This is a genomic window from Rhizobium sp. NZLR10 (assembly GCF_019685125.1).
GTDB lineage: Bacteria > Pseudomonadota > Alphaproteobacteria > Rhizobiales > Rhizobiaceae > Rhizobium.
The window spans coordinates 69,290-90,849 of sequence record NZ_JABDWE010000018.1 but is presented as its reverse complement, the minus strand read 5'-3'; the positions used below and the strand labels follow the sequence as shown (position 1 = coordinate 90,849).

At 61.9% G+C, this 21,560-nt stretch carries 21 protein-coding genes and 1 other RNA gene; 13 read left to right on the top strand and 9 right to left on the bottom strand.

Going from position 1 to position 21,560, the window contains the following annotated elements; all coding sequences use genetic code 11:
• Positions 1-135 precede the first annotated feature (135 nt).
• The 4 genes from HJB82_RS24230 (at position 136) to HJB82_RS24215 (ending at position 6,572) form a co-directional block, all read left to right on the top strand.
• Complete coding sequence (locus HJB82_RS24230) at positions 136-2,475, top strand: transglycosylase domain-containing protein (RefSeq protein ID WP_221141763.1); 2,340 nt, start codon at positions 136-138, stop codon at positions 2,473-2,475.
• Between the two features lie 381 nt (positions 2,476-2,856).
• Positions 2,857-4,773, top strand: coding sequence for a molecular chaperone DnaK (gene dnaK / locus HJB82_RS24225; RefSeq protein ID WP_007634141.1), 1,917 nt, complete (start codon positions 2,857-2,859; stop codon positions 4,771-4,773).
• A gap of 86 nt (positions 4,774-4,859) precedes the next feature.
• Entirely contained in the window at positions 4,860-5,987 is a 1,128-nt protein-coding gene (gene dnaJ, locus HJB82_RS24220; RefSeq protein ID WP_207582431.1) for a molecular chaperone DnaJ, read from the top strand.
• Positions 5,988-6,371: 384 nt separating this feature from the next.
• Positions 6,372-6,572 carry a hypothetical protein gene (locus tag HJB82_RS24215; protein WP_007634143.1) on the top strand — a complete coding sequence of 67 codons (201 nt, stop codon included), beginning with the start codon at positions 6,372-6,374 and terminating at the stop codon, positions 6,570-6,572.
• Positions 6,573-6,717: 145 nt separating this feature from the next.
• On the opposite strand, the gene HJB82_RS24210 is transcribed toward HJB82_RS24215, so the two are convergent.
• Entirely contained in the window at positions 6,718-7,083 is a 366-nt protein-coding gene (locus tag HJB82_RS24210) for a helix-turn-helix domain-containing protein (protein WP_207582430.1), read from the bottom strand.
• Between the two features lie 376 nt (positions 7,084-7,459).
• Between HJB82_RS24210 and recF the strand changes: the two genes are divergently transcribed.
• Genes recF through HJB82_RS24195 form a run of 3 tightly spaced genes read left to right on the top strand, consistent with a single transcriptional unit; the run spans position 7,460 to position 9,890 of the window.
• Positions 7,460-8,584: a DNA replication/repair protein RecF gene (gene recF / locus HJB82_RS24205; protein ID WP_207582429.1), complete on the top strand. Its 1,125-nt coding sequence runs from the start codon at positions 7,460-7,462 to the stop codon at positions 8,582-8,584.
• Entirely contained in the window at positions 8,581-9,405 is an 825-nt protein-coding gene (locus HJB82_RS24200) for a molybdopterin-synthase adenylyltransferase MoeB (RefSeq protein WP_207582428.1), read from the top strand. The genes recF and HJB82_RS24200 overlap by 4 nt, the downstream gene beginning before the upstream one ends.
• The gene (locus HJB82_RS24195; protein ID WP_221141762.1) at positions 9,402-9,890 is read left to right on the top strand and encodes a GNAT family N-acetyltransferase; all 489 of its coding nucleotides are present in this window, start codon (positions 9,402-9,404) and stop codon (positions 9,888-9,890) included. Before HJB82_RS24200 ends, HJB82_RS24195 begins: the two co-directional genes overlap by 4 nt.
• A 22-nt stretch (positions 9,891-9,912) precedes the next feature.
• On the opposite strand, the gene HJB82_RS24190 is transcribed toward HJB82_RS24195, so the two are convergent.
• Complete coding sequence (locus tag HJB82_RS24190) at positions 9,913-10,914, bottom strand: D-glycerate dehydrogenase (RefSeq protein ID WP_221116479.1); 1,002 nt, start codon at positions 10,912-10,914, stop codon at positions 9,913-9,915.
• 184 nt (positions 10,915-11,098) lie between these two features.
• Between HJB82_RS24190 and HJB82_RS24185 the strand changes: the two genes are divergently transcribed.
• Positions 11,099-11,638, top strand: a complete 540-nt coding sequence (locus tag HJB82_RS24185; protein ID WP_207582425.1) for an SH3 domain-containing protein — start codon at positions 11,099-11,101, stop codon at positions 11,636-11,638.
• Here HJB82_RS24185 and HJB82_RS24180 read toward each other — a convergent pair.
• Positions 11,631-12,623, bottom strand: a complete 993-nt coding sequence (locus HJB82_RS24180; protein WP_207582424.1) for an adenosine kinase — start codon at positions 12,621-12,623, stop codon at positions 11,631-11,633. The genes HJB82_RS24185 and HJB82_RS24180 overlap by 8 nt on opposite strands.
• Positions 12,624-13,133: 510 nt before the next feature.
• Here HJB82_RS24180 and HJB82_RS24175 point away from each other — a divergent pair.
• The gene (locus tag HJB82_RS24175) at positions 13,134-14,081 is read left to right on the top strand and encodes an AEC family transporter (protein WP_207582423.1); all 948 of its coding nucleotides are present in this window, start codon (positions 13,134-13,136) and stop codon (positions 14,079-14,081) included.
• 72 nt (positions 14,082-14,153) lie between these two features.
• On the opposite strand, the gene HJB82_RS24170 is transcribed toward HJB82_RS24175, so the two are convergent.
• A complete protein-coding gene (locus HJB82_RS24170) occupies positions 14,154-14,711 on the bottom strand; it encodes a cytochrome c family protein (RefSeq protein WP_221116478.1) in 558 nt (185 codons plus the stop codon).
• Between the two features lie 153 nt (positions 14,712-14,864).
• Here HJB82_RS24170 and HJB82_RS24165 point away from each other — a divergent pair, with 153 nt between their 5' ends.
• Both HJB82_RS24165 and HJB82_RS24160 read left to right on the top strand, forming a co-directional pair.
• A complete protein-coding gene (locus tag HJB82_RS24165; protein WP_207582421.1) occupies positions 14,865-15,620 on the top strand; it encodes a 3-deoxy-manno-octulosonate cytidylyltransferase in 756 nt (251 codons plus the stop codon).
• Between the two features lie 10 nt (positions 15,621-15,630).
• Positions 15,631-16,485: a prephenate dehydratase gene (locus HJB82_RS24160; protein ID WP_207582420.1), complete on the top strand. Its 855-nt coding sequence runs from the start codon at positions 15,631-15,633 to the stop codon at positions 16,483-16,485.
• A gap of 65 nt (positions 16,486-16,550) precedes the next feature.
• Here the strand turns inward: HJB82_RS24160 and HJB82_RS24155 are convergent, their stop codons facing one another.
• The 5 genes from HJB82_RS24155 to HJB82_RS24135 all read right to left on the bottom strand — a co-directional run bounded on the left by HJB82_RS24155 (position 16,551) and on the right by HJB82_RS24135 (position 19,447).
• On the bottom strand, positions 16,551-16,919 hold the full coding sequence (locus tag HJB82_RS24155; RefSeq protein ID WP_207582419.1) for a VOC family protein: 369 nt from the start codon (positions 16,917-16,919) through the stop codon (positions 16,551-16,553).
• A 131-nt stretch (positions 16,920-17,050) separates the two neighbouring features.
• Positions 17,051-17,311, bottom strand: a complete 261-nt coding sequence (locus HJB82_RS24150; RefSeq protein ID WP_207582418.1) for a hypothetical protein — start codon at positions 17,309-17,311, stop codon at positions 17,051-17,053.
• Positions 17,312-17,383: 72 nt separating this feature from the next.
• Positions 17,384-18,076, bottom strand: a complete 693-nt coding sequence (locus HJB82_RS24145; RefSeq protein ID WP_049731259.1) for a YafY family protein — start codon at positions 18,074-18,076, stop codon at positions 17,384-17,386.
• A gap of 4 nt (positions 18,077-18,080) precedes the next feature.
• Positions 18,081-19,040, bottom strand: coding sequence for an NAD(+) diphosphatase (gene nudC, locus HJB82_RS24140; protein WP_207582417.1), 960 nt, complete (start codon positions 19,038-19,040; stop codon positions 18,081-18,083).
• Entirely contained in the window at positions 19,037-19,447 is a 411-nt protein-coding gene (locus tag HJB82_RS24135) for an HIT domain-containing protein (RefSeq protein ID WP_207582416.1), read from the bottom strand. The genes nudC and HJB82_RS24135 overlap by 4 nt, the downstream gene beginning before the upstream one ends.
• A gap of 88 nt (positions 19,448-19,535) precedes the next feature.
• On the opposite strand from HJB82_RS24135, the gene ffs reads away from it, so the two are divergent.
• An RNA gene (ffs, locus tag HJB82_RS24130) (signal recognition particle sRNA small type) lies at positions 19,536-19,632 on the top strand.
• A gap of 45 nt (positions 19,633-19,677) precedes the next feature.
• Positions 19,678-21,555: a DNA polymerase III subunit gamma/tau gene (locus tag HJB82_RS24125; RefSeq protein ID WP_221141761.1), complete on the top strand. Its 1,878-nt coding sequence runs from the start codon at positions 19,678-19,680 to the stop codon at positions 21,553-21,555.
• Positions 21,556-21,560 lie beyond the last annotated feature (5 nt).

Sequence of the window (21,560 nt, the reverse complement as noted above, 5' to 3'; positions counted from 1 at the left end):
TGGGGATAGAATTATGCAGCCATTCAAAGTGCTACAGCGTCCTTTGCGCGTCTGAGAAGACGCGCGGCGCTGTGGAAGAGTGCCGTTGTGCGAAGTCACGCTTCGCGATCGAACATGGGGTGTGACCGGTCGGCGATGGCAGGCAGAAGCAGATCAGGCGACAGAATCGAACCGTCGTTCAACGGCCGCCCGGCACGCGACGATGACGCATTTTCGCTCGATGCCGACGATCGCATTGCCGGAAGCCGATCCCCGCGGCGCGGCGGCTCAAAACCGCCGCCGCAACGTGCCGTCCCTCGGCGGCGGCGCGAGCCGCGGGAGCGCGAAGGCGGCGGCTTTTTCGGCTTCCTGCGCCGCGTGATCTACTGGTGCGTCGTGCTGTTCATCTGGGCCGGCATCGGCGTTGCCGGGCTTGTCGTCTATTATGGCTCGCGCATGCCGAGCGCCAGCACATGGGCGATCCCGGAACGGCCGCCGAACGTCAAGATCACCGCCGTCGACGGCAGCGTCATCGCCAATCGCGGCGCCACCGGCGGCGAAGCGCTGTCGCTCGAAAACATGTCGCCCTATATTCCGGAAGCCGTCATCGCCATCGAGGATCGGCGTTTCTATTCGCATTTCGGCGTCGATCCGCTCGGCCTCGGCAGGGCGATCGTGACCAATTTTACGGCTGGCCACATGGTGCAGGGTGGCTCGACGCTGACACAGCAGCTTGCCAAGAACCTCTTCCTCTCCCCCGAAAGGACGCTGGAACGCAAGGTGCAGGAGGTGCTGCTCTCGCTCTGGCTGGAGCAGAAATACACCAAGGACCAGATCCTTGCGATGTATCTCAACCGGGTGTTCTTCGGATCGAACGCCTATGGCGTCGAAGCGGCCTCACGCCGTTATTTCAATAAATCGGCGCGTGACGTGAACCTCGGCGAGGCCGCGGTGCTGGCCGGCCTGCTCAAGGCGCCGTCGCGACTTTCGCCGGCCCGCGACCCGGAAGCCGCGAATGCGCGCGCCCAACTCGTGCTTGCGGCAATGCGCGAGCAGGGCTTCATTACCGATTCCGAAGTCAAGACCGCGATGTCGCAGGCCCCGGCTTCGGCCAAGAGCTATTGGTCAGGGGCCGGACACTACGTCGCCGACATGGTGATGGACGAACTGCCGGGCCTGATCGGCGACGTCAAGGAAGACGTCATCGTCGATACGACCATCGACAAGTCGCTGGAAAAGAAGGCCGAGCAATCGCTGGTCGACGTGCTCGACAAGGAGGGCGGGAAGCTCGACGCTTCGCAGGCGGCCCTCGTGTCGATCGACGGCACCGGTGCGATCCGGGCGCTCGTCGGCGGCAGAGACTATGCGACGAGCCAGTTCAACCGCGCCGTCAAGGCCAAGCGCCAGCCGGGCTCCTCGTTCAAGCCCTTCGTCTATGCTGCCGCCCTGGAGAAGGGGCTGACGCCCTATTCGGTGTTCAATGACGCGCCGATCCGGATCGGCGACTGGACGCCCGAAAATTACGAGAAGAAATACAATGGCGAAGTGACGCTGGCTACCGCACTTGCCAAGTCGCTGAACACCGTGGCCGCCCAGCTGGTAATGTATGACGGGCCGGATCAGGTGATCAAGCTTGCCCACCGGCTCGGCATCGAAAGCGAGCTGCAACCGAACGCCTCGATCGCGCTCGGCACTTCAGAAGTGTCGCTGATGGAACTCACCGCCTCCTATGCCGCCTTCATGAATGGCGGCTACAAGGCGACGCCGCACGTCATCCGCCGGGTGACGACCGCCGAAGGCAAGGTTCTCTACGAAAATACCTATGACAGCCCGCCACGTGTGCTGTCCGAGCAGATCGTCGCCGAAATGGATGCGATGATGATGGGCGTCATCGACAACGGCACCGGCAAGAGCGCCAAGATCCCCGGCTGGCAGGCGGCAGGAAAGACCGGCACGACGCAGAATTCGCGCGACGCGCTCTTCGTCGGCTTCACCAGCAACCTCACCACGGGGGTCTGGTTCGGCAATGATGACGGCAAGCCGATGAAGAAGGTGACCGGCGGCGGCTTGCCCGCCAAGGCCTGGAAGGAATTCATGGTCGCCGCCCACAAGGGACTTTCGCCAGCGCCGCTCTTCGGCAACGGCCAATTGATCGCCGATCCGAATAATGGTCAGCCGATGGCGCAGACAGCACCCGGGGCTGGACAATCTGGAAGCGGGCAACCGATGACGGCCGAAGCGTCGCCTTCGACGATCGGTGGGATCATTTCCGGCGTCTTCGGCGGCAACGACAATGCAAATCGCTATCCGCAAGCGCCTGCCCGACAGCAGGCGGCGACCTCCGGCAACGGCCCGGTTCCGCCTGGAGACATTGCCGGAGGCGGCGGTTCTGGCTACGAGGGCATGGTTCCACCCGGCGATGTCGGGGCGCCACAGACAACCTCTACCGTCCAGCCGCGGCGCACGACGCTGCTCGATCTGATCATGGGCCAGTGAGAGTTTTGCTGCATGCACGGCGCGGGCCCGATGCTCAGAAGCGCGTTGCGTCGGAATTGGTTCAGCGACGCACTTTGGTCTTTGTTTTGATGCACGCCGTTATTCCGGAACCGCTTCACACGTGAGGACGACAGGCATCAGAAATCGGCGGCTTTCCGGACATGGGGCGACCTCCTTCCCGGTGACTGTAAAAAATGAATGCAACACATTCGTTTTGCTGGATTCCGGGCGATTTCTCGCCTTGCAGTCCAGAAAACCGCTCCTTATATACGCCGCATCACCGCAATCACGATTGCGTAATCAAGTAGACCCATCCCGTAAGGGGCTGTCAGGGAAATGCCTTCTCGGGGTTCCGACAGCTTGCTTCAAGGAGAGAATGACATGGCAAAAGTAATTGGTATCGACCTTGGAACGACGAATTCCTGCGTCGCAGTCATGGACGGCAAGGACGCGAAGGTTATCGAGAATGCGGAAGGTGCACGCACGACCCCTTCCATGGTGGCATTTTCCGAGGATAGCGAACGCCTCGTCGGGCAGCCGGCCAAGCGCCAGGCGGTCACCAACCCGACGAACACACTCTTTGCGGTCAAGCGCCTGATCGGCCGCCGCTATGAGGACCCGACCGTCGAGAAGGACAAGCACCTCGTTCCCTTTACCATCGTCAAGGGTGACAATGGCGACGCCTGGGTCGAAGCCAATGGCAAGGGCTACTCGCCCGCACAGATTTCCGCGATGATCCTTCAGAAGATGAAGGAAACTGCCGAATCCTATCTCGGCGAAAAGGTCGAGAAGGCCGTCATCACTGTTCCCGCCTATTTCAACGACGCGCAGCGACAGGCAACCAAGGATGCCGGCCGCATCGCCGGTCTTGAAGTTCTGCGTATCATCAACGAGCCGACCGCTGCCGCACTCGCCTACGGCCTCGACAAAAAAGAAGGCAAGACGATTGCCGTCTACGACCTTGGTGGCGGTACCTTCGATATCTCCATCCTCGAGATCGGCGACGGCGTCTTCGAAGTGAAGTCCACCAACGGCGATACGTTCCTCGGCGGTGAAGACTTCGACATGCGCCTCGTCGAATATCTCGTCGGCGAATTCAAGCGGGACAACGGCATCGACCTGAAGAACGACAAGCTTGCCCTGCAGCGCCTCAAGGAAGCTGCGGAGAAGGCGAAGATCGAGCTTTCGTCCTCGCAGCAGACCGAAATCAACCTGCCGTTCATCACGGCCGATGCCTCCGGCCCGAAGCATCTGACGCTGAAGCTGACCCGCGCCAAGCTCGAGAGCTTGGTCGACGATCTGGTTCAGCGCACGATCGCGCCGGCCAAGGCAGCGCTCAAGGATGCCGGCGTCACCGCCGCCGAAATCGACGAAGTGGTTCTCGTCGGCGGCATGAGCCGCATGCCGAAGGTACAGGAAGTCGTCAAGCAGCTGTTCGGCAAGGAGCCGCACAAGGGCGTCAACCCGGATGAAGTGGTGGCCCTCGGTGCCGCCATCCAGGCCGGCGTTCTGCAGGGCGACGTCAAGGACGTGCTGCTTCTCGACGTGACGCCGCTGTCGCTTGGCATCGAGACACTCGGTGGTGTCTTCACCCGCCTGATCGAACGCAACACGACGATCCCGACGAAGAAGAGCCAGACCTTCTCGACAGCCGAAGACAACCAGCAGGCCGTTACCATCCGCGTTTCGCAGGGCGAGCGTGAAATGGCTGCCGACAACAAGCTGCTCGGCCAGTTCGACCTCGTCGGCCTGCCGCCGTCGCCGCGCGGCATGCCGCAGATCGAAGTCACCTTCGACATCGACGCCAACGGCATCGTGCAGGTTTCGGCCAAGGACAAGGGCACCAGCAAGGAACAGCAGATCCGCATCCAGGCTTCCGGCGGACTTTCCGACGCCGACATCGAGAAGATGGTGAAGGATGCCGAAGCCCATGCCACCGAGGACAAGAAGCGTCGCGAGTCCGTCGAAGCCCGGAACCAGGCCGAAAGCCTGATCCATTCCACGGAAAAGTCGTTGAAGGATTATGGCGACAAGGTTTCCGAGGCCGACCGCACCGCGATCTCGGATGCAATCGCCGCGCTGAAGACGGCTTCGGAAGCATCCGAGCCGGATGCCGACGACATCAAGGCGAAGACCCAGACGCTGATGGAAGTGTCGATGAAGCTCGGCCAGGCGATTTATGAAGCGCAGCAGGCCGAAGGCGGCGCTGCCGGCGATGCCTCTGCGGAAGGCGGCGACAATGTCGTCGATGCCGACTACGAGGAAATCAAGGACGACGACCGCAAGAAGTCCGCGTAATCCGCGACGGCGTGGTTATGCTTCAACATCTGATCCGGCTGCTCACCATGGCAGCCGGAAAATCCATTTCCGGGGTTTAATTCTTAATGGCAAAAGCGGACTATTACGAAACTCTGGGTGTAGCCAAGACGGCGGACGAGAAAGAGCTGAAGAGCGCCTTCCGCAAACTGGCGATGAAATTCCATCCGGACAAGAACCCGGATGACAAGGACGCCGAACGCAAGTTCAAGGAAATCAACGAAGCCTACGAGATGCTCAAGGACCCGCAGAAGCGGGCGGCCTATGATCGTTATGGCCACGCGGCCTTCGAGCATGGCGGCATGGGCGGCGGGGGCGGCGGATTTGCCGGCGGCGGCTTCTCCGACATCTTCGAGGATATCTTCGGCGAGATGATGGGCGGAGGGCGTGCGCGCCAGCGCTCGTCGGGCGGCCGCGAACGCGGCGCCGATCTCCGCTACAACATGGAAATAACGCTGGAAGAATCGTTCGCCGGCAAGACGGCGCAGATCCGCGTTCCCACCTCGATCACCTGCGACGTCTGTTCGGGTTCGGGTGCCAAGCCCGGCACGCAGCCGAAGAATTGCGGCACCTGCCAGGGAAGCGGGCGCGTGCGCGCCGCACAGGGCTTCTTCTCGATCGAGCGGACCTGCCCGACCTGCCACGGCCGCGGCCAGATCATTCCCGATCCCTGCCCGAAATGCCACGGCCAGGGCCGGGTGACGGAAGAGCGTTCGCTCTCGGTCAATATTCCGGCCGGCATCGAAGACGGTACACGCATCCGCCTGCAGGGCGAGGGTGAAGCCGGCGCCCGCGGCGGGCCGGCAGGCGACCTCTATATCTTCCTGTCCGTCAAACCGCATGAGTTCTATCAGCGCGACGGAGCCGATCTCTATTGCGCCGTTCCGATCTCGATGACGACGGCCGCTCTCGGCGGAACTTTCGACGTGGCGACGCTCGACGGCACCAAGTCGCGCGTCAGCGTGCCCGAGGGCACGCAGGCCGGCAAACAGTTCCGCCTGAAGAGCAAGGGCATGCCGGTGCTGCGTTCGGCGCAGTCGGGCGACCTCTACATCCAGATCCAGATCGAGACGCCGCAAAAGCTCACCAAGCGCCAGCGCGAACTGCTGCAGGAATTCGAGCAGCTTTCCTCGAAGGAGAACAATCCCGAATCGACCGGCTTCTTCGCCCGGATGAAGGAATTCTTCGAGGGCTAATGCATGTCATCAGGAAGTGTGCGGCAGTTCCGGGATAACGACATGCCTAAAAACAAAAGCCTAAAGCGCGTCGGATGAATCAAATTTGACGACGGGCTTTGGCCGCAATCGACATCACCATTTCCAAGGCCGGGGACGGAAACGCCTCCGGCTTTTCGTTCAGCAGATCCCGATTTGAGACATTTGCCGTGCATCTCCGCCGCCTTGTCCCAGATCGACACGGCCGCGCGCCGGAACACGACTTGCGTTAACGCAGCCACGTGATGTCGCTTGCAAGTTTTCCAAATGAATTCAGTCTCTGCCGTCAGCGCATAACCCGAAAATCAAAATCGATTTTCGATACGCGGCGCTCTACCGGGAACAATTAAACCAAGGGTATCTGCCATGGCGCCAGCCTTTTCCTCCCAGTCCGACGACGTCGACGTTCTCGCCGGCGCCCTCTACACATGGTGCGCCGAGCGCAACATCAAGCTTCGCAGCCAGCAGGGGCTTTCCGTCGCCAGCATCGCGATCGACCTCTATCATGCCGGCCACCAGACGCAGGACGATCTGCTGATGGCGCTGCACGAATGCGACATTCACTAAAACGCGCGACGTAGAATCTCAATCAACAGACATGCGTCCGGTCTTCGTCTTGATGCACGTCGCCTCCCCAAATTGCCGCACGGCTATATGTGTCCAGATATCATCCGGATCCGGGCAGGTCATGCTTTGCGTGGCGCTCGGTGAATCAGGCGGCGGTTTCGACCGCTTGGCCAGTCATCAGGGTGACGATGGTCTTGACCGCTTCCTTGCCTGCCGGCGAGCTCAGTCTGTCGTAGCTCAGCGCCAGCGCATAGGCGTCGGGGCTGAGTTCGATGCGGCTGCCGAATTGCGATATGCCGGCTCCCTCGAAAAGAGCAGATATCTCAACATCAAGAAAAACCGCGATCTGATGCAGCTTGCTGGCGGAAACGCGGTTCGTCCCCTTTTCGTATTTCTGGATCTGCTGGAAAGTCAGTCCGAGTGCTTCGCCAAGCTCGAGCTGGGAAACACGGCGAAGGGCGCGAAACTGCCTTACGTTGCGACCAACGATAATATCAACCGGATCTGGCACTTCATCACTCTCTGATACATAAACCGTTCGTTTACCATATCGTTTTTGCAGGATAACTCAACCCTGCAGTTGCAAACTTCAACTTGCTTTTTTGTGCCTTACGTCACGTCAGCCGCCTGAGGTAATTGTGGCGAAACCCCGAATATCCGGGGTTCGAAGGGACTGAAAGATGCCGTCGCCCATACTGCCTCGGCAACGTTGGCGCCTCCTCCAAAGGTTGTATTTTTAGCGAGAGTTGAACCCGCCTAGCGTCGTGCTCGGAGCTTATCGCGCACCGATCGACAGTAGCGACAACGTTCCGCGGCGACGAAGCTGCGAGCCTTGCCATCAACGCCGCTTAGGCTTAGCTGTCACGCTTCACGATTCCGGACATTCGATGCCGCACAAGGTTGCTCTTTCCCGTCTGAAGCTGACAGATTTCCGCAACTATGCGGCGGCGTCCCTTGCCCTTGACGGTCGGCACGCCGTGCTGACGGGGGACAATGGCGCTGGCAAGACCAATCTCATGGAGGCAGTCTCGCTGCTTTCGCCTGGCCGCGGTCTGCGCCGCGCCGCCTATGGCGACATTACCCGTGTCGGTGCGGCCGGCGGTTTTTCGATCTTCGCCGCGCTCGACGGCATGGAAGGCGAAGTCGAGATCGGCACCGGCATCGAAACAAGCGAGGAAACCACCTCGCGCAGACTGCGGATCAACGGCACCCCCGCCAAGACCGCCGATGAACTGACTGACCATCTGCGCCTTCTCTGGCTAACACCGGCGATGGACGGCCTCTTTACCGGCGCCTCCTCCGACCGGCGCCGCTTTCTCGACCGGCTGGTGCTATCGCTCGATCCCGCCCATGGCCGCCGCGCCAGCGATTTCGAGCGTGCCATGCGCAGCCGCAACAAATTGCTGGATGAAGGCCGTTTCGACCCCTCCTGGCTCGCCGGTATCGAACAACAAATGGCCAGCCTCGGCATCGCCATGGCGCTCGCCCGACAGGAGATGCTCGGCCTGCTGACCCGCCTGATCGAGGAAAGGCCGGAAAGTTCACCCTTCCCCTCGGCAGCGCTGCAGCTCTCAGGCTTCATGGACGGTCAGTTTTCGCGGCCCTCGGTCGACCTCGAGGACGACTATGCGGCAATGCTGGCGGAGAGCCGTTACCGCGACGCCGGCGCGGGGCGCACGCTGGAGGGGCCGCACCGGGCCGACCTCATCGTGCACCACCGCGAAAAAGCGATGGAGGCGGAACGTTGTTCCACCGGCGAGCAGAAAGCGCTGCTTATCGGCCTGGTGCTTGCGCATGCGCGCCTCGTCGGCAATCTCACCGATCATGCGCCGATCCTGCTGCTCGACGAGATCGCCGCACACCTCGACGAGGGCCGCCGCGCCGCGCTGTTCGACCTCATCGACGGGCTCGGCGGCCAGGCCTTCATGACCGGAACGGATCGCGAGATGTTTTCGGCGCTCGGCGACAGGGCTCAGTTCTTCACCGTTGCCGACGGGAAAGCTTTCGAATGACCGAGGCGGCTTTTCCCAGCGCCGGGCGCCATGATAATATCGGCGCTATGGAACCGCTCAGCCCGGACGAAATCGCCCGCTATCACCGCCACATCCTGCTCCCCGAGATCGGCGGCGCCGGCCAGCAGCGGTTGAAAGCCGCCCGTGTGCTGGTGATCGGTGCCGGCGGCCTCGGTGCGCCGGTGCTGCAATATCTCGCCGCAGCCGGGATCGGCACACTCGGTATCGTCGACGACGACCGGGTGTCGCTGTCGAACCTGCAGCGCCAGGTGATCCATGATTCCGGCACGATCGGCGAGTTGAAGACGGAAAGTGCCGCCTTGGCCATCGCCAGGCTCAATCCGCATGTCCGGCTGATCCGCTTCGAGGAACGCTTTTCCCCGGAAACTGCCCGCCGGCAATTGTCCGGCTTCGATTTGCTGATCGACGGCTCCGACAATTTCGACACGCGCTACGCCGCCGCCGATGCGGCGGAGGAAGCACGTATTCCGCTCGTCAGCGGCGCCGTCGGGCGTTTCGATGGCTCGCTGACGGTTCTCAAGCCTTATGAGAGCGCCGAGGACGGGACGCCCAACCCCAGATATCGCGACCTCTTTCCGGAAGCGCCGCCGGCGGGGCTGATTCCGGCCTGCGCCGAGGCCGGCATCATCGGCGCGCTCACCGGTGTCATCGGCACGATGATGGCGATGGAGGCGATCAAGCTCGTCACCGGCACCGGGGAGCCGCTGGTCGGGCGGCTGCTGCTCTACGACGCGCTCAAGGCCCGGTTCGACACTGTGCGCTATAAACGGCGCCGCACGACAGAAAGACAGGGCGGATGACGATTATCCCTCTTGATCATCGTTTCACGCGCTGGGACGAGCTGCTCGCACTCATCCTCGCCTCCTTCGCTTCGATGAACGGCAGGATTGATCCGCCTTCCTCGGCGCTCGCGCTGACGGCGGGGTCGCTGGCGGAAAAGGCCGATGCAGAGATCGGCCATGTCGCCATCGACGGCGACAAATTGATCGGCTGCCTGTTCCTGCGGCCGGAGGCCGATTGCCTCTATGTCGGCAAGCTCGCCGTTCTGCCTGAGGTGCAGGGCAAGGGCCTCGGCAAGCGTCTGGTGGCAATTGCCGAACTGACGGCCGCAAGGCTCGGTCTTCCTGCTTTGCGGCTGGAAACCCGCATCGAGCTTACCGACAATCACGCCGTCTTTGCCGCCTGGGGATTTTCCAGAACCGCCGAAAAGGCGCATCCCGGCTTTGCCAGAATGACATTCGTCGAGATGCGCAAAATGCTTGCTCCTCAGATCCGCATCGTCTGAATCCAGCTCGACGCGGCCTCCTTCAGCGGCCGGGCAGCACCCGGTTCGGCGGCCTGTGGCCGTCGATGAAGGCGCGGATATTGATGATGACCTTGTCGCCCATGTCGATGCGGCCTTCGATCGTCGCCGAACTCATATGCGGCAGCAGCACGACCTTGCCCTCATTGGCGAGCTTGATGAGCTTCGGATTGACGGCGGGTTCGTTTTCGAAGACGTCGAGGCCGGCGCCGGCAATCCGACCCTCCCTCAGAGACTTGATCAGTGCAGCTTCATCGACGACGTCGCCGCGTGCGGTGTTGACGAGATAGGCCGTCGGCTGCAGCAGCGCCAGCCGGCGGGCCGAGATCAGGTGGAAGGTTGCCGGCGTCGATGGACAATTGACCGAAACGATGTCGACGCGGGCAAGCATCTGGTCGAGGCTTTCCCAATAGGTCGCCTCCAATTCGTCCTCGACGGCCGGATTGACGCGTTTGCGGTTGTGATAATGGATCGACAGGCCGAAAGCCTTGGCGCGGCGGGCCACCGCCGTGCCGATGCGGCCCATGCCGACAATGCCGATGCGCTTGCCGTGAATGCGCCGGCCGAGCATCCAGGTGGGAGACCAGCCGGCCCATTCGCCCGGCTTGTCGGTCAGCACGCGCGCGCCTTCGCCGAGCCGTCTCGGAACCGCGAGGATGAGCGCCATGGTCATATCGGCGGTATCCTCGGTCAGGACGTTCGGGGTGTTCGTGACGGTGATACCCTTGCGCGCCGCCGCCTCGACGTCGATATGATCGGTGCCGTTGGAGAAGCTGGCAATCAGCTTCATCTGCGGTCCCGCCTGATCGATCAGCGCCGCGTCGATGCGATCGGTGACGGTCGGCACCAGCACCTCGGCGGTCTTGACCGCGGCGACAAGCTCGGGAACGGAACGCGGCGCGTCGTCGATGTTCAGCTCGGCGTCGAAGAGCTCCCGCATCCGGGTTTCGACGGCATCGGGCAGCTTGCGGGTGATGTAGACCTTCGGTTTTTTCTTCGCTGTCATGGCTGGCTGTGGTGCCTTGTTCAGAGGTCTTTAACCAAGAGGGGTGATAATTTTCCCATCCGGGCATTTTCTACCAGACCCGCACGCGAAGACAAACAAAACTCGCGGTGCGGCCGGGGAATGTCAGAGCCCGGACCGCGAACAGGCCGGGCCTGTCCGCGAATTCGAGCAAACGGAAACTTCCATGCGCAGCAAAGTCCTGAAGTCCTGCCTCGCCCTGGCCATCGCTCTGGCCGCATCCATGGGAACCGTCGAATTTGCCCATGCGCAGGCCGCCAAGGGTCCAAGCGGACTGCCATTGCCGCGTTTCGTCACGCTGAAATCCAAGCGCGTCAACCTGCGCATCGGCCCGGGAACGGATTATGCCGTTTCGTGGATGTACCTGAAATCCGGGTTGCCGGTGGAGATCATTCAGGAATACGACAACTGGCGCCGCATTCGCGATGCGGACGGTACCGAAGGCTGGGTCAACCAGTCACTGCTGTCAGGCCAGCGTGCGGCGATCGCCGCCCCGTGGATGAAGACGAAGGGTAAGGGCGTCTTTGTCAATCTGCGGCGCGAGGCGCAGCCCTCCGCATCGATCGTCGCCAAGCTGGAACCCGGCGTAATGGTGACGATCGGCGAATGCAACGGTGACTGGTGCCGCGCCGAAACCGACGGCGCCTCCGGCTGGGTGGCGCAGTCGGAGATCTGGGGCGCCTATCCCGGCGAAGCCTTCAAATAAGCCCAGCCTGTTTGGCAGCCTCGGAAAGCGAGGTCATCGGGCGCGGGCCGATCTGCTGGATAACGATGCCGGCGGCGAGGCAACCGAGCTTGCCGCAATCCTCCAGAGAGCGTCCCTGCGTATAACCATAGAGGAAGCCGGAGGCAAAGAGATCGCCGGCACCTGTCGTATCCACAACTTCCCTGATCTTGATCGCATCGACGTAATAACGCTCGCGGCCCTTCAGGATGACGGCGCCGTCCTCGCTCATGGTCACGGCGGCGATCTTGCAATCGGCGGCGATCCTGTTCAGCGCCTCTTCGAAATCGTCGGTTTCATAGAGCGACAGCGCTTCCTGGCGATTGGCGAAGACGATATCGACCTTGCCGGAGCGCATCAGATCGAGGAATTCGCCGCGATAGCGGCCGACGCAGAAGCTGTCGGACAGCGTCATCGACATTTCGCGGCCGTTTTCATGGGCGATGCGGGCACAATCGAGGATCGCTTCCTTGGCGCGTGGCGGATCCCACAGATAACCTTCGAAATAGGTGACCTTGGCGTCGGCCACGACGTCGGTCTCGACGTCCTCAGGCCCGAGTTCGACGCAAGCGCCGAGATAGGTATTCATCGAACGCTCACCGTCCCCGGTGACGAAGATCATCGAACGGGCCGTCGGCGGGAAGGTGCCCTTGGGCCGGGTCTGGTAGTGGACGCCTTGGGCGCGGATGTCGTGGGTAAAGATGTCACCCAACTGATCTGCGGCGACATTGCCGAAATAGGCAGCCTTGCCGCCGAGGTTAGCCACGCCCGCGGCCGTGTTGCCGGCGCTGCCGCCGGAGGCTTCGAGCGCCGGTCCCATGCGCGAATACAGCAGTTCGGCGCGCTCGGCATCGATGAGGTTCATGGCCGCCTTGGTGATCTGGTTGTCAATGAGGAACTGGTCGTCACAACGGGCAATGATATCCACGATTGCGTTGCCGACTGTCAGAACATCGAATCTTGTCATGAAATGGGGAGTCCCGGATTTGTGATAGCCGGGGTTTGGTCTTAGCGAAATTTCTACAGTTTGGAAGGATAAATGGCGGATGGCACATCTATTTCTTCGCAAAACTGCCGCCTATTCGTCATGCCCGTGTCATCTTCAAAATCTAGAAACAGTCGCAAGAAGACCGGCATGAGCAGCTTTCGGTTGCAGCCGGGCGCCCGAGGGATGATCCCTTCGATCTTACCGGCGCGATGCTGACCACGGATGAACTGGCAGCTTCGCGATCGGATATCCGGCAGGTCCGGAGCGGAAAAGCGGGCTGTGCCCGCTTTTTTTGCTCTGCGGATGCTGCCGGATTGGCGATTGGCTTTTCAATCCAGAAGGCTTGCTGCTGTCGCGCCGCTACGCCTTCTTAGACGCGCAGCGCCGTAGAACTTTGAATTGCTGGATAATTTTCTCCTTAAACCGATTCCGATTTGAGGAATTATGCAGTAGAGGTTGATACTCCCCCCGCGCAAAGCAGCCTCCCCCATGTCAGCCATCATTCTCGACGTTCTTCCCATCTTCATCCTGATCCTCATCGGCTGGGTGATCGTCCGCAGCGGCCTGATGGCATCGAATGTCGGCGAAGCGCTCAGCGAATTTGTCTTCAAGATCGCCGTGCCGCTACTGCTGTTTCGCACCATCGCCGAGGCGGATTTTCATGGCGCCTCGCCTTTCCGGCTGTGGATCGTCTATTTCTCAGGCGTTGCCATCACCTGGGCGACCGGCCATATCGCCGCCACGCGGCTCTTCGGCCGCGACGAACGGATCGGCGTGCTGGCCGGCGTTTCCTCCGCCTTCGCCAACAATATCTTCATCGGCCTGCCGCTCGTCGAGCGGACCGTTGGCGATGAGGGGCTGGTGGCGCTGTCGATCCTGCTTGCCGTGCATTTGCCGGTGATGATGGTCGCCGGCACCGTGCTGATGGAGCATGCCGAGCGCAAGATCGCCGGCAAAAGCGATCGCAGCATGATGCTCGTGCTGCGCCAGATCGCCGTCAATCTGGTGCGCAATCCGCTGGTGATCGGGCTTGCGGCCGGCATGGCCATGCATCTTTCCGGTCTCACCATGCCCGTAACCCTGGCAACGGTCGTCAAGCAGATCGCCGGCATTGCCGGTCCGGCGGCGCTGATCTCGCTCGGCATGGCGCTGGAGAAATACGGCATTTCCGGCAATCTCGGCATCGCCAGCGTCACGTCAAGCTTGAAGCTGCTGATGCTGCCCGGCTGCGTATGGGCGGCGAGCCATCTCCTCGGCCTCAGCCCCGAATGGACGGCGGCGATCGTGCTGACCTCCTCGGTGCCCACAGGCGTCAACGCCTGGCTAATCGCCAACCGCTTCGGCGTCGGTCATAGCATCGCCGCCTCGACGATCACGGTGACGACGGCGCTCGGTGCAATCACGGTGTCGCTCTGGGCCTATTTCCTGGGTGCCTGAAAAACTCTTTGCACAACAAAAAGCCCGGCTTCGCGGGCCGGGCTTCTATGACATGCGATTATTCCGTCCGCGTCACTGCGTCGCGGTCGGCAGCGGCACCGGCGAATCGGCGAGCGTGTGCAGGTAGAGGATAACGTTGGCGCGATCCTGATCCTTCGGCAGACCGGCAAAGCCCATCGCCGTGCCGGGAACATCCTTCTTCGGCGCCATCAGGAACTTGTTGAGAAATTCGAAGGTCCACTTCTCGCTGCTGCCCTTGGAAAAATCCTTGATGGCAGCGGAATAGGCAAAGCCCTCATGCGAGGCGATCGGGCGATCCACGACACCAAAGAGGTTGGGACCGACCTTGTTCGGTCCCCCTTTGGTGCCGTCATGACAGGCCTGACACTTCTTGAAGACCGTTTCACCGGCCTTGGCATCGGCAGAAGCGAGCAATTGCGCGATCGGAACGGCAGCAGCGGCAGGCGCAGCTTCGCCACCAGCGGCGGGCGCCTCTTCGGCAACGATCGCGAAACCTTCCTTTTCCGGTGCTTCGGAATGGAAGATCCCTTCGGACGCGATGGAGACCGACATCAGAACGAAAATCGTTCCGAGCAGCGCCCCAACGGCCGTATTGACGTATGAATTCATCTGCAATGCTCCCCTTGCAGCCGGCAGACCATAACCCGACCATCTTGAAATCGCGCGGAACCTATGTCTTTTGGCTGATCGTTGCAACTGTCTAAATGGTCTTGTGCGTGAGACTTTTTGACACTTTTCAGCCCGGAATAGAAGGCCCGACCAATGAGTGATTCAAATTTAGATGACGTGCTTGTATTGATCCCGGCGCGTATGGCCTCCACCCGACTTCCGGGCAAGCCGCTCGCCGATATTTGCGGGCTGCCGATGATCGTCCAGGTGGCGATGCGCGCCAGGGAGGCAGCCATCGGCCGCGTCGTCGTCGCCGTCGACGACGCCCGGGTGTTCGATGCCGTTTCGGCCGCCGGCTTCGAAGTCGTCATGACCAGCAGTGATCATCAATCTGGTTCCGATCGGATCTTCGAGGCGCTGAAGAAAGTCGATCCTGCCGGCAGGGCAAAATTCATCGTCAACGTCCAGGGCGATCTGCCGACGATCGATCCGGAAACCGTGCGCGCGGCTTTGCGCCCTCTCGAGAACGAGGCGGTCGATATCGGCACGCTGACGACCGAAATCGACAATGAAGCTGATAAAACCGCGCCGCATATCGTCAAGGTTGTCGGTTCGCCCGTTTCCGACACCCGACTGCGCGGGCTCTATTTCACGCGTGCGACGGCACCTTACGGCAAGGGCCCGCTCTACCACCATATCGGCCTTTATGCCTATCGGCGCGCGGCGCTGGAACGGTTCGTCGCGCTCGGGCCTTCAACGCTCGAAAGGCGCGAATCGCTGGAGCAGTTGCGGGCGCTGGAGGCCGGCATGCGCATCGACGTTGAGATCGTTGACACGGTTCCGCTCGGTGTCGATACTCCCGCCGACCTCGAAATAGCGCGGCGCATCCTCTCCGCAAAGTCGAACTGACGGAACCATCATGAACATCAAGACCAACAGGATCGCCTTCCAGGGCGAATTCGGCGCCAATTCCGACATGGCCAGCCGGGACATGTTTCCGACCATGGAGCCGCTGCCCTGCCAGACCTTCGAGGATGCGTTCACGGCGGTCGACAACGGCGACGCCGATATCGGGATGATCCCGATCGAGAACACGATCGCCGGGCGCGTCGCGGATATCCATCATCTGCTGCCTGAATCGCGGCTGCACATCATCGGCGAGTATTTCATGCCGATCCGCTTCCAGCTGATGGTGCTGCCGGGGGTGACCAAGGACGAGATCCGCACCGTGCACAGCCACATTCACGCGCTCGGCCAGTGCCGCAAGATCGTTCGGGCCAATGGCTGGAAGCCTGTGATCGCCGGCGATACGGCAGGCGCGGCAAAGCTGGTGAAGGAAACCGGCGACCGCTCGATGGCCGCCCTGGCGCCGCGGCTTGCCGCCGATCTCTACGGGCTCGAGATCATCGCCGAAAATGTCGAGGATACCGAAAACAACGTCACCCGCTTCGTCGTGTTGTCGCGCGACGAGGAATGGGCGCAACGGAATTCGGCGGACGAAAAGGTCGTTACCACCTTCGTCTTCAACGTTCGCAACATTCCGGCCGCGCTCTACAAGGCGCTCGGCGGGTTCGCCACCAACAATATCAACATGACCAAGCTGGAAAGCTATCAGCTCGGCGGAAGATTCGTGGCGACACAGTTCTACGCCGATATCGAAGGCCATCCGAACGATCCAAACGTGCGGCGGGCATTGGAAGAACTGCGGTTCTTCTCCGAGAAGGTGCGCATCCTCGGCGTCTACAAGGGGCATGCGATGCGAGGCCTGCTTTAGTTTTTTGCATATCGCCCGGAACCACCTTCCGGGCGGCATGCATGAGAGGCCTCGCATATCAGCTATTATTTATCCGGCTCACAGACACGCAGGCGATGACCATCCGGATCGAGCACGACGAAGGTCGGGCCGAAGTCCAGTTCGGTTAGTTCCTGGGCGATCGGCAGGCCGCGCTTGCGCCAGTCCTCATAATGGTTGGCGACAGCATTTTCCCCCGCAACCATGAAGGCCACCTCCCCGCGGTTGCCGATGGCGGAGGGCTGCGGTTCGACCTTGCTGCGCCGCCAGAGGCCGAGGGTGAAGCCGCCATCGAGCGGAAAGGCGACGAAATTCGGTGCTTCCACGGTCGGTTCGCGGTTCAGGAGGTTCCGGTAGAAGCTTGCGCTTTCGCCGGGGTCCTTGACGTAGAGGATAATCAGATTGGGGCTGGTCATTTTGGTTCTCCCGGTGGTGTTAAATGGTGGACGAGGAATTACCTGCTGCCAATTTATGGCAGCAGGGCACAAAGGGCGTTGCCGAAGCAACGCCCTCGTCTCCTCGCGGATGCGGATAACGATGAGGTGGCCTAGAGCGGGAAACCATCCTTGTGGCGTGGGTTGCGCCCATCCATGAAGCCGAGGTCGCGCTTCAGATAGTCGGGTGTCGCTTCAACGTCGAGCTTGGAGCGGCTTCCCCCGGGGATCCAGAAAAAGCTGATGGCCAGGCGCAGCAGGCCGGAGCGTGCCGATTGGCGGACGTCGGCGAAAGTTTCGGCCGAAATGATGTCGGCAAAGCTATCAGTGGCGAAGCGGTCGCCGGCCCGCTGAATGACTGGAGGCATTGCCATGATCAGTACTCCTTCCTGTTGAATTGGTACTGATGATAACCCCGACTGCTGACAGTTTATGGCAGCAGCGTTTCAGTTCTCGAGCGGCACGTCCTGCTCGCGCCATTCCTTGAGAAGAACCGTGCGGCGGCGCGGATAACGCACCTCATGCAGCGTCATGTCGATGATGCGGTCGGTGCGGAAATGGCGGAAGTCCTGGCGCAGTTCGCACCAGGCCATGAGGACGCGTACATGCTCGAAATAGCCGAGTGCGAAAGGCCAGACGCGGCGACGCGAGATCCGGCCCTGCTCGTCGCCATAATGCAGTTCGAGGATCCGCTCCAGGCGGATCGCCCGGCGGATGGCCGAGACATCCGCCTTGTCCTCGTCCCGGCGTTTGGGGCCGACGAAAAGGGCTGCCGAATCGATCATCTCCCGCATATCGGCCGGCAGCACGGCGGCAATCTTGGCGAGCGCATCGGCGCCGGCGCCGGCCAGGCGCGGTTCGGCGGCGCGGGCGACCCAGCGCGAGCCGAGCACCAGTGCTTCCAGCTCCTCTTCGGAAAACATCATCGGCGGCAGCATGAAACCCGGCTTCAGCACGTAGCCGATGCCGGCTTCGCCTTCGATCATCGCACCCTGGGCCTGCAGGCTGGCAATATCGCGATAGAGCGTGCGCAGGCTGACGCCGGTTTCCTCTGCAAGCACGATGCCGGTCACCGGCCGCCGGTAACGCCGGAGCGTCTGGAGCAGCGTCAGCAGCCGTTCCGAGCGGGCGACCGGCATGGCGTTACCGCTTCCACTCCACCCAGTCGCGCATCAGGCGGTGGGCGATCGCCCCTTTCGGCGGAGAGGCCTTGCCTGTCGCGCTCGGGCGTTCCAGCATCTCGATCGTTTCCTCGCGGGTGAACCAGCGGCAATCCTCCAACTCCGTCTCGTCGCGGGTGATTTCGGCGGATCTGGCCTCGGCGTAACAGCCGATCATCAGGGAATGTGGCATCGGCCAGGGCTGCGAGGCGTGGTAGCGGATGCGGCCGGTGCGGATGCCCGATTCCTCCAGCGTTTCGCGGCGCACGGCGTTCTCGATGGTCTCACCAGGTTCAACGAAGCCAGCAAGACAGGAATACATGCCGGGCGCGAAATGCGGACTGCGGCCGAGCAGACAGAGGTCGCGGCTCTCATCGATCGTCAGCATGATAACGACAGGGTCGGTGCGGGGGAAGATCATGTGTTCGCAGGCAGCGCAGACACGTTTGTAGCCGCCGATGTGGATCTCCATCGCCGAGCCGCAACGGCCGCAGAAGCGGTTGTCGCCATTCCAGCGGATGAGGCTCGCGGCCTGGGCGAATTCGCCGAGCAGCACCTCGTCGATCAGCATTTCGCGAAACAGCGTGCGGCCGTCGGCAGGCTTGTATTGGCTGGTGAGATCGTCGACGTCGATACCGACGGGAACCGCAAGGCGCGGCTCGCCTGATTTGCGGTAGCCGAGAAGCACCGTCTCGTCCCAATTCGGCCGAAGCTCCTGAAGCTCATAGCGGGCAAAGAGCGGATCGAGCACCTGGCCGTCATGCTTCAGCACCAGCTTGTCGCCGGCGAAGGCGAAGATATGCGTGCCCTCCTTGGCCAGCGCTTTTTCGACGGAGCGTTCGTCGCGATGTTCGGAATCGCGATTGAGGTCGTTGGCGGCAAAAGCCGTGAGATTGCTGGGCTCCGGATGCGGCACATCCGAATCGAAAAGCGAATGACTCATGATGAAAGGGCTTCCCGCAGCTTCGCTGTGAATTCGTCTCTCTTTTCGTCTTCGTAGGGTTCCGCGCGTCCGAAGCCCCAGACGGGACCCGGCCAGTTGGCATCGCCTTCGAAGCGGGCAATCACATGAACATGAAGCTGGCGGACGATATTGCCAAGAGCCCCGATATTGATTTTTGCGGCACCGGTGATCTGCTTCAGCGCCGTGGCAGTGAGCTCGGTCTCGAAGGCAAGCAGCACCTGGTCGAGCGGCGTCAGCTCGAAGATTTCGGTGATGCCTGCCCGGCGCGGCACGAGAATGAGCCAGGGCCAGCGGGCATCCCTCGACAATCTCAGATCACAGAGGCCCGTGATCATGATGCTGACGCTGTCGTTTTCCAGCCGAGGGTCGAGCATAAAGCCGTTCAAGGGCATTCCTCCTGTCTTTTCCAACGACTAGCAGTTTTTTATCATGTTGGCTTGCTTTTGATGACGATATTGCCGATATGTGCATTCGGGAGGTTGGTGGTGGACGAGCCACTCGCCAACCGGGTCAGGTCCGGAAGGAAGCAGCCCTAACGAGCCCGGCACGGGTCATCGTGCCAGCCTCCCACCTTCTCTCCACGAAGTGCCCGACGATCCGGGCGACAAGCAGGGCGATGAGCGACACCGAGCGACAATCAAAAGATGCCGCCTCGACGGGCACCGGATACCGGGTGCTGGCTCGCAAATACCGCCCCAAGGATTTCACGGACCTGATGGTCGGCCAGGAGCCGATGGTCCGCACCCTTACCAACGCCTTCGAGACCGGCCGCATCGCCCAGGCCTACATGCTGACCGGCGTGCGCGGCGTCGGCAAGACGACGACTGCGCGCATCCTGGCGCGAGCGCTGAATTACAAGACAGCTGATGTCGACAAGCCGACGATCGACCTTCGCACGCCCGGCGAGCACTGCCAGGCGATCATGGAAGGCCGGCATGTCGACGTGATCGAGATGGATGCCGCCTCCCATACCGGCATCGACGATATCCGCGAGATCATCGAGCAGGTGCGCTACCGGCCGGTTTCGGCGCGCTACAAGGTCTACATCATCGACGAAGTGCACATGCTGTCGACGCAGGCCTTCAATGGCCTCTTGAAGACGCTGGAAGAACCGCCGGAGCATGTGAAGTTCATCTTCGCCACGACCGAGATCCGCAAAGTGCCGATCACCGTGCTGTCACGCTGCCAGCGCTTTGACCTGCGCCGCATCAGCGCGTCGGATCTCGTCGGGCTGTTTTCGACGATCGCCGCCAAGGAAGGCATCGAGGCGGAACCGGACGCGCTGGCAATGATCGCGCGTGCCGCCGAAGGCTCGGCGCGCGACGGGCTGTCGCTGCTCGATCAGGCGATCGCCCATGGTGCCGGCGCCGTGCAGGCGGAAGCCGTGCGCGGGATGCTCGGTCTTGCCGACCGCGCCCGGATCGTCGATCTCTTCCAGCATGTCGTCCAGGGCGACGTGGCCGCAGCCCTCGGCGAATTCCAGAGCCAGTACGAGGCCGGCGCCAATCCCGTGGTGGTGCTGACCGATCTTGCCGATTTCACCCATCTGGTGACGCGGCTGAAATATGTGCCGGATGCGGCGAACGACCCCTCGCTCAGCGAAGTCGAGCGCACCAAGGCGGCGGAATTCGCCAAGGGCGTTGCGGTAACGACGCTGTCGCGCATCTGGCAGATGCTGTTGAAGGGCATTCCGGAAACGGAAGGCTCGTCGCGGACGGCAGGTGCGGCCGAAATGGTGCTGATCCGGCTGGCGCATGCCGCGCATCTGCCGGCGCCCGAAGACGCGGCGCGGCGGCTTGCCGAATTTTCCGGCGACAATGCCGGCCCGCGGCCCGCCTCCCCGCCTTCAGGCAGTGGCGGCGGCAACGGCACGCGGGTTCCCTATCAAAGCAGTGTCGCGGCACGCGCGCCGGAAATCGCACCGAGCAAACCACAGGCGTCCGCGCCGGTGGCAATGCTGCGTGCGGTGCCGAGCAGCCAGCCCGAGACGATGCCTATCGGCCGAATCGAGACGAAACCGGCGGAAGCGCTAAAGTCGCTCGTCCAGGTCAACTCGGTCAGCGATATCGTCGATCTTGCCGCCGAGAAGCGCGATCCGAAGTTGAAGGCGATGGTGCGCGCCTTTGTGCGCCCGGTCCGGATCGAGCCCGGCCGCCTTGACGTCAGCCTGACCGAGGGCGCGCCGACGACACTGCTCAACGAGCTTGCCGTCAAGCTGAAGGAATGGACCGGCATTCACTGGATCGTCAGCCTCAGCCGCGAAGAGGGCAAGCCGACGCTGGTGGAAGCGGAGGCCAGGACCCGGGAGCAGCATGTCATCGACGCCCGTCAGGACCCTGACGTGGCAGCGATCCTGGCGCATTTTCCAGGGGCGAAAATCATCGACGTGCGCGTGCGGGCGCCCGAACCGGAAGAGGAAGGCGAGGCAACGCCACCGGCCGCCGCCGAATCCGAGGAAGGCGACATCCTGCCTGGCGACGACATAGAGTTCTAGAGTTT